At 59.4% G+C, this 6948-nt stretch carries 9 protein-coding genes and 1 pseudogene; 8 read left to right on the top strand and 2 right to left on the bottom strand.

The window, feature by feature from the left end:
- Positions 1–186: pseudogene (locus tag MB824_RS07870) on the bottom strand (hypothetical protein); the annotation flags it as partial.
- A gap of 125 nt (positions 187–311) precedes the next feature.
- Complete coding sequence (locus MB824_RS07865; RefSeq protein ID WP_238747851.1) at positions 312–626, bottom strand: general secretion pathway protein GspG; 315 nt, start codon at positions 624–626, stop codon at positions 312–314.
- Positions 627–737: 111 nt separating this feature from the next.
- Here MB824_RS07865 and rbfA point away from each other — a divergent pair, with 111 nt between their 5' ends.
- From rbfA to MB824_RS07825, 8 genes are all read left to right on the top strand, one after another.
- Positions 738–1109 carry a 30S ribosome-binding factor RbfA gene (gene rbfA, locus MB824_RS07860; protein ID WP_238747850.1) on the top strand — a complete coding sequence of 124 codons (372 nt, stop codon included), beginning with the start codon at positions 738–740 and terminating at the stop codon, positions 1107–1109.
- 52 nt (positions 1110–1161) lie between these two features.
- Positions 1162–2019, top strand: a complete 858-nt coding sequence (rfbD, locus tag MB824_RS07855) for a dTDP-4-dehydrorhamnose reductase (RefSeq protein WP_238747849.1) — start codon at positions 1162–1164, stop codon at positions 2017–2019.
- Positions 2020–2124: 105 nt separating this feature from the next.
- On the top strand, positions 2125–3123 hold the full coding sequence (gene pseB, locus MB824_RS07850; protein WP_238747848.1) for a UDP-N-acetylglucosamine 4,6-dehydratase (inverting): 999 nt from the start codon (positions 2125–2127) through the stop codon (positions 3121–3123).
- A gap of 125 nt (positions 3124–3248) precedes the next feature.
- On the top strand, positions 3249–3866 hold the full coding sequence (locus tag MB824_RS07845; protein WP_238747847.1) for a pseudaminic acid biosynthesis-associated methylase: 618 nt from the start codon (positions 3249–3251) through the stop codon (positions 3864–3866).
- Between the two features lie 214 nt (positions 3867–4080).
- The gene (locus tag MB824_RS07840) at positions 4081–4575 is read left to right on the top strand and encodes an acyl-CoA thioesterase (RefSeq protein ID WP_238747975.1); all 495 of its coding nucleotides are present in this window, start codon (positions 4081–4083) and stop codon (positions 4573–4575) included.
- Positions 4576–4773: 198 nt separating this feature from the next.
- On the top strand, positions 4774–5175 hold the full coding sequence (locus tag MB824_RS07835; RefSeq protein ID WP_238747846.1) for a DUF350 domain-containing protein: 402 nt from the start codon (positions 4774–4776) through the stop codon (positions 5173–5175).
- A 44-nt stretch (positions 5176–5219) separates the two neighbouring features.
- Positions 5220–6224: an SPFH domain-containing protein gene (locus MB824_RS07830; protein ID WP_238747845.1), complete on the top strand. Its 1005-nt coding sequence runs from the start codon at positions 5220–5222 to the stop codon at positions 6222–6224.
- Between the two features lie 69 nt (positions 6225–6293).
- Positions 6294–6785, top strand: a complete 492-nt coding sequence (locus MB824_RS07825; RefSeq protein WP_238747843.1) for a DUF456 domain-containing protein — start codon at positions 6294–6296, stop codon at positions 6783–6785.
- The last annotated feature ends 163 nt before the right edge of the window (positions 6786–6948 follow it).

Genomic DNA, 6948 nt, shown 5'->3' with positions numbered 1-6948 from the left:
CAGCACCGACAGCGCCACCGTGCCGTAGCCGCTGCCGATTAAGGGGGCGACGGCGGCCGAATGGATGGCACCCAGCGCCAGCAGCACCGCCGCCGTTACCGCCGCGCCGTAGCGGTATTCTTCGGCGGGGCGATAGCGCAGCCGCACAATGGCGGCGGCATCGTTAAACAAAGCCAGCAGATTCATGGTGTGTGTTTTCCTATCCGGTTTCGCGTGTTGGCGATATTCGGGCATTGGCGGCAGCCTGAAACTTTCAGGCTGTCTGACGGGACGGCAGCCCGATTATGCCCTTCAGGCAGCCTGAAAGCCCTTTATTGGTGCTGACAGCCGCAGCTGCAGCCTTCGTGTTCCTGCCATTCTTCCTCGCTGCCTTCGAAATAGGCCAGCGCTTCGTAGTCGCCGCTTTCGATGAATTCCACCAAATCGGCCAGCGTTTCGGCGCCTTCCACCCAGTCGCAAGGCTCGCCTTCTGGCAAATCTTCGCGCATCACCGCCGCCTGCGGCTGCTGCCAGGCGATCCAATAGCCGTTGGCGGTATGGTAAAACTCGGCATCGGGGCGGATGCGGCCTTCGCCGCCGGCTTCCATGCGGCGGGCGATTTCGGCTTGATACGGCAGGGTGTTCATGGCATCTTCCGTGAAAAAAGGCGCGATTATATCGCAAACCCCGCCCCGCGCCTGCTGCTGCCTTGCTATAATGGCCGCCGTTTTTACCCGATTTTTAACTGTTTTGCCGATATGAGAAAACCGCAACGCGGCTTCGCCCGCATCGACCGCGTCAAAGAGCAGCTTACCCGCGAGCTGGCCGAACTGACGCGCACCGGCCTGAAAGACCCCCGCGCCGGCTTTATTACCATCAACGACGTCGAAGTCAGCCGCGACTACAGCCACGCCACCGTCTATTACACCGTGCTCGACGAAAACACCCGCGAAGTCACCGCCGAAGCCCTGGAGCATGCCAAAGGCTTTTTGCGCAGCGAACTGTCCAAGCGCATCAGCGTGTTTCGCACGCCGGAGTTGCATTTCGTTTACGACAGCTCTTTGGAGCGCGGCATGAGCCTGTCGCAACTGATCGACCAAGTGGCCGCCGAAAAACCGGTGGAAGACTGAACCCATCTGCCTTTCAGGCTGCCTGAAACCCACACAGCAAGGAGCACACACGATGCGCATATTACTGACAGGAGCCAACGGCCAGGTCGGCCGCTGCCTGCGCGCCCAAAAACCCGAAGACTGGGAAATGATCGCTGCCGATTCGGCCACACTCGACATTACCGACTCGGCCGCCATCACCGGCATGGTGCAGAACTTCGAGCCCGACGTCATCATCAACGCCGCCGGCTACACCAATCTTGAAGCCGCCGAATGCCATCCCGACGAAGTGTTTGCCGTCAACGCCACTGGCGTGCGCAACCTTGCCCGCGCCGCCGCCAATGCCGGCATCCGCCTGATCCACATTTCCAGCGACTACGTATTCGACGGCGCCAAACAGGCGCCCTACACCGAATCGGACTACCCCAACCCCCTGAGCATCTACGCCAAATCCAAGCTCGCCGGCGAACTCTTGGCACTCGCGCACCACGCCGACAGCATTATCGTCCGCAGCTCGTGGGTGTTTTCCGAATACGGCGGCAACTTCGTCAAAGCCATTGTTAATCAGGCCGGCCAAGAGCGCATCGATGTGGTCAGCGACAAAACCGGCTGCCCCACCTACGCCGGCGATCTCGCCCGCCTGATGATCAATCTGGCACAAGAGCCCGCCGCCCTGCGCGGCATCTACCACTACTGCGGCGATACCGCCGTCAACCGCTTTCAGTTTGCCCAAACCGTATTGCAAGAACTCGCCCTTTTGCAGCCGGTAAACGCCCGCCTGCACGAAATTCCCGCCGGCTGCGAGCGCACCCCGCGCCCGCCCTACAGCGTGCTCAACTGCGAAAAAATCCGCCGCTTGGGCTACAGCCAGCCCAACTGGCAGGCCGCCCTCAAACGCATCCTGCCGCAAATCCTTGCCCAAGCAGCCTGAAAACCCGGCCGCTGCCGGCAGCGGTTTTCGCTTTGCCATCCTTTCAGGCTGCCTTAACCCAAAAGGCAGCCTGAAAACCGACCAACTTCAGATTCCCCCATTCCCATGCTCAGCAACTCCACCATCCTCATCACCGGCGGCACCGGCTCATTCGGCAACACCTTCGTGCCTATGACCCTCGCCCGTTACAACCCCAAAAAAATCATCATCCTCTCCCGCGACGAAATGAAGCAGTGGGACATGGCAAAACAATACCAAGGCGACAAGCGCGTGCGCTTTTTCATCGGCGACGTGCGCGACAAAGACCGCCTGTACCGCGCGCTGGACGGCGTGGATTACGTTGTCCACGCCGCCGCCACCAAAATCGTCCCCACCGCCGAATACAACCCGTTTGAGTGCGTCAAAACCAATATCAACGGCGCGATGAACCTGATCGACGCCTGCATCGACAAAGGTGTGAAAAAAGTCGTCGCCCTATCCACCGACAAAGCCAGCAGCCCCATCAACCTATACGGCGCAACCAAGCTCGCCAGCGACAAGCTCTTCGTGGCGGGCAACGCCTATTCGGGCGAACACGGCACGCGCTTTGCCGTGGTGCGCTACGGCAACGTGATGGGCTCGCGCGGCTCGGTAATCCCGTTTTTCCTATCCGTGCGCGACAGCGGCGAGCTGCCGATTACCGACCCGCGCATGACCCGCTTTATGATCTCGCTGGAACAAGGCGTAGAGCTGGTTTGGCACGCCTTTGACGACATGGTGGGCGGCGAAATTTACGTCAAAAAAATCCCGTCTATGAACATTTGCGATTTGGCGACGGCGGTTGCCCCCGAATGCCGCCAAACCACCATCGGCATCCGCCCCGGCGAAAAACTGCACGAACAAATGATCGGCGCCGAAGACTCGTGGCACACCTATGAATACGCCGAGCACTTCAAAATCCTGCCCGCCATCAACGGCTGGGACAAAACGCCCGAGCGCATCAAAGACGGCGTGAAAGTGCCCGAAGGCTTTGTTTACGCCAGCGACAACAACAGCCAATGGATGTCGCAGGACGAGCTCAAAGCGTGGGTGGAAGCCAATCGGCATAAAATCGGCAAGATTTAGGTTTTCGGTTTTCAGGCTGCCTTTGGAATGTGCGAAAGGCAGCCTGAAAAACCATCATCCCCGTTTGCAGCCCAATCCGTTTTCAGGCTGCCCGCAACCATCTTTTAAAGAAAAGGACTCCAAGCATGTATCAAACCGAACAAGAACACTTTTGGGCAGGCGGCTTTGGCGACGAATACGTCGAGCGCAACCAGGGCGAACAAAGGCTCGCCGCCAACCTCGCCCTGTTCTCCCAAGCCCTGCGCCGCATCCAGCCGATTGAGAACATGATAGAGTTCGGTGCCAATCGCGGCATGAACCTCAAAGCCCTGCAACTGCTGTTCCCTAAGTTGGAAGCCAGCGCCATAGAAATCAACGAAAAAGCCGTTGCCAAACTGCAACATGTGATCCCGGCCGAGCGCATCCGCCATCAATCCATTTTGGAATGGGACAGCCCGAAACAATGGGATCTGACCCTGATCAAAGGCGTGCTGATCCACATCAATCCCGACGAACTGCCGCGCGTGTACCAGAAACTCGTCCGCAGCAGCCGACGCTACCTGCTCGTTGTCGAGTACTACAACCCAAGCCCCGTAACCGTTAACTATCGCGGACACAACGAACGCCTGTTCAAACGCGACTTCGCCGGCGAAATCATGGCGCAGCATCCCGAAATGAAACTCGCAGACTACGGATTCGTCTATCGCGGCGACAAAAACTTCCCGCAAGACGATTTGACTTACTTCCTAATGGAAAAACAATGACCCTTTATGTTCAGGCAGCCTGAAAACCACCCGTTCCATGACCCGCACCGCCGCCCGCATCATTAAAAAACCGCCGATCACACCCATAGGGGAACAGCTTGTTTTTCAGGCTGCCTCCACGCATATCGCAGGCAGCCTGAAAACCCCAACTCCAGTTTTCAGGCTGCCTTTTCCCAAGCCCACCTTTACACACACCACACAAGGAAAAACCACCATGAACACACCCGTCCAACCCCAGCACGAACTGCAGATGACCGTACTGATGACGCCCGATATGGCCAATTTCAGCGGCAACGTCCACGGCGGCGATCTGCTCAAACTGCTCGACCAGGTCGCCTACGCCTGCGCCAGCCGTTATTCCGGCCATTACTGCGTTACCCTTTCCGTGGACAAAGTAACCTTTAAAGAGCCGATTTACGTCGGCGAGCTGGTTACTTTTCTCGCCAGCGTCAACCATGTCGGCCGCACGTCGATGGAAGTGGGCATCCGCGTCGAAGCGCAGAATATCCGCGAACGCACCCTGCGCCACACCAATTCCTGCTACTTCACCATGGTGGCGGTGGAAAACGGCAAACCGGTGCCGGTGCCGCCGCTGGAATTGACCAGCGAAGCGCAAAAATGCCGCTTTGAAGCCGCCGAGCAGCGCAAAAAACTGCGCCTGCAACAGGCCGAAGCCGAAAGCTGCCTGCCGTGCAAGCAGAAAGCCTAAAGCAGCGGCACAGGCAGCCTAAAAGCAGCCTGAAAAGTTTTCAGGCTGCTTTTGCTTTGCCGCCGCTTGCGCCGTGCAGCCGGTAATCTCGGGCACACACAAAACCGCAGGCAGCCTGAAAACCGTTGCGGCAGCCGCGCCGCACCACCCGCTTTGGGCTATAATCGGCGCTCCTTTCCACCACGCCGGAGCGAAGCCATGTCGATTTCCTTCAGCCAATACCTGCTTTATCTGCAATACATGCTGGCAGCCGCGGCGATGACCGTGCTGTTTGCCGGCGCCTATCTGCGCATCACGCCCGCGCGCGAGTTGTCGCTGATCCGCAGCGGCAATCTGGCCTGCGCCCTGTCTTTCGGCGGCGCGGTGCTGGGTTTTTGCATCGCGCTGGCCGCGGGCATGACGCACAGCGTAAGCCTGCCCGACTTTATGCTGTGGGGCGTGGGTGCGGCGCTGGTGCAGATCGGCGTGTATTTCGCCGCCACCCGCCTGATTCCGCTGGCATCGGTCGAGCTGGAAAACGGCAATACCGCCGTCGGCGCGCTGTTTTGCGCACTGTCGCTGGCCATCGGCCTGCTTAATGCCGCCAGTCTCAGCGGCTGATGCCGTTTTTTCAGGCTGCCTACCATTCACACAAGGAGCTTCCCATGCTGGGCTTTATCCGCAAGCAGTTTATCGACGTTATCGAATGGCCGAACCCCGAGCCGGAAACGCTGATGTGGCGTTTTCCGGTGGCCGACCAGGAAATCCAAAACGGCGCCAGCCTCACCGTGCGCGAAGCGCAGGCGGCGCTGTTTGTGGACGAAGGCAAAACCGCCGACGTTTTCCAGCCCGGCCGCTACACCCTCACCACCCAAACCCTGCCGCTGCTCACCAATCTGAAAAACTGGGACAAACTGTTCCAATCCCCATTCAAATCCGACGTTTACTTCTTCAGTACCCGCCAGCAGCTCGGCCGCCGCTGGGGCACCGCCCAGCCGGTTACCGTGCGCGATGCCGATTTCGGCGTGATCCAGCTGCGCGCCTTCGGCATGTACAGCTACCGCATCAGCGAGCCCGCCCGCTTCTTCACCGAAGTTGCCGGCGTCGCCGAGCAATACAGCGGCGGCGAACTCGACAACCAATTACGCAACATCGCCATGACCCAGATGGCCGCCGCCTTCGGCAATTCCGGCGTGCCGTTTTTGGATATGGCCGCCAACCAGGTTTTGCTGTCGCAGAAAATGCAGGAGCTGCTGCTGCCCGAGTTCGCCAAGCTCGGTCTGGCGCTGGAAAACTTCACCGTTGAGAGCATCACCCTGCCCGAAAACGTGCAAAAAGCGCTCGACAGCAAAATGTCGATGGGCATCATCGGCGACCTTGGCCGCTACACCCAGTACCAAACTGCCGAAGCTATCCCGCTGGCCGCGCAAAACGAAGGCGGACTCGCCGGCATCGGTGCCGGACTGGGCGTGGGCGCCGGCATCGGCCAGGCAATGGCCGGCGCCATGGCCAATATGGCACAAACCGCGCAGGCCGCCCCCGCACCCGCTGCCGCCGAAGACCCGCAGGCCAAACTCGCCAAGCTCAAAACCCTGCTCGACCAAAACCTGATCTCCACCGAAGATTACGAAAAAGCCAAAGCCGAAGTGCTCAAACAGCTGATCGGCTGACACCGCAAAGGCAGCCTGAAAGCGGTTTGAACGTTTTCAGGCTGCCTGCATCCCAACACAGCACACCCCATGACCGCCCTGCTTATCATCCTTGCCCTAATCTGCCTGCTGGCCGGCCTGGCCGGCACCGTCTATCCCGCCGTTCCCGGGCTGCCGCTGATGTTCGGCGGCGCCTGGCTTTTGGCCTACAGCAGCGACTACCAAATCGTCGGCGGCTGGACGCTGGCGGTGCTGGGCGTGGTGGCCGCCGTCGGTTTTGCCACCGACTTTTTCGCCAGCCTGCTCGGCGCCAAATACACCGGCGCCAGCAAAGAAGCGGTGTGGGGCGCCTTTATCGGCGGCATCGCCGGCATGTTTCTCGGCATCCCCGGCCTGCTGCTGGGGCCCTTGGCCGGCGCCGCCGTCGGCGAATATGCCGCCCGCCGCTGCCTTTTGCAGGCGGGCAAAGTCGGCATCGGCACCTTTATCGGCTTTATTCTCGGCGTGGTCGCCAAAATCGGTACCGCGCTGGTGATTATTTTGGTGCTGGCGTGGTGCTATCTGGCGCAACTGTTTGTATAAAAGCATCACTTTACCTTTCAGCGCGCAACATTTTTCTGCTTTTCAGGCTGCCTTTTTATGGGCAGCCTGAAAGTTTTTTGCACGGCCGAACGCAGCAGGCAGCCTGAAACATCGTCAAACACGGGCATCCGCCGAAAACCAAAGCACAAACCAGCGATTACAT

This window comes from Kingella pumchi, assembly GCF_022288825.1.
Classification (GTDB): domain Bacteria; phylum Pseudomonadota; class Gammaproteobacteria; order Burkholderiales; family Neisseriaceae; genus Kingella_D; species Kingella_D pumchi.
Note: the sequence above shows the minus strand (reverse complement) of the source record. Positions and strands in the feature narration are given on the sequence as shown.

Coding starts and splice junctions, on each gene's coding strand:
- MB824_RS07865 (WP_238747851.1), bottom strand. CDS start 626: ATGAACACCCTGCCGTATCAAGCCGAAATCGCCCGCCGCATGGAAGCC.
- rbfA (WP_238747850.1), top strand. CDS start 738: ATGAGAAAACCGCAACGCGGCTTCGCCCGCATCGACCGCGTCAAAGAG.
- rfbD (WP_238747849.1), top strand. CDS start 1,162: ATGCGCATATTACTGACAGGAGCCAACGGCCAGGTCGGCCGCTGCCTG.
- pseB (WP_238747848.1), top strand. CDS start 2,125: ATGCTCAGCAACTCCACCATCCTCATCACCGGCGGCACCGGCTCATTC.
- MB824_RS07845 (WP_238747847.1), top strand. CDS start 3,249: ATGTATCAAACCGAACAAGAACACTTTTGGGCAGGCGGCTTTGGCGAC.
- MB824_RS07840 (WP_238747975.1), top strand. CDS start 4,081: ATGAACACACCCGTCCAACCCCAGCACGAACTGCAGATGACCGTACTG.
- MB824_RS07835 (WP_238747846.1), top strand. CDS start 4,774: ATGTCGATTTCCTTCAGCCAATACCTGCTTTATCTGCAATACATGCTG.
- MB824_RS07830 (WP_238747845.1), top strand. CDS start 5,220: ATGCTGGGCTTTATCCGCAAGCAGTTTATCGACGTTATCGAATGGCCG.
- MB824_RS07825 (WP_238747843.1), top strand. CDS start 6,294: ATGACCGCCCTGCTTATCATCCTTGCCCTAATCTGCCTGCTGGCCGGC.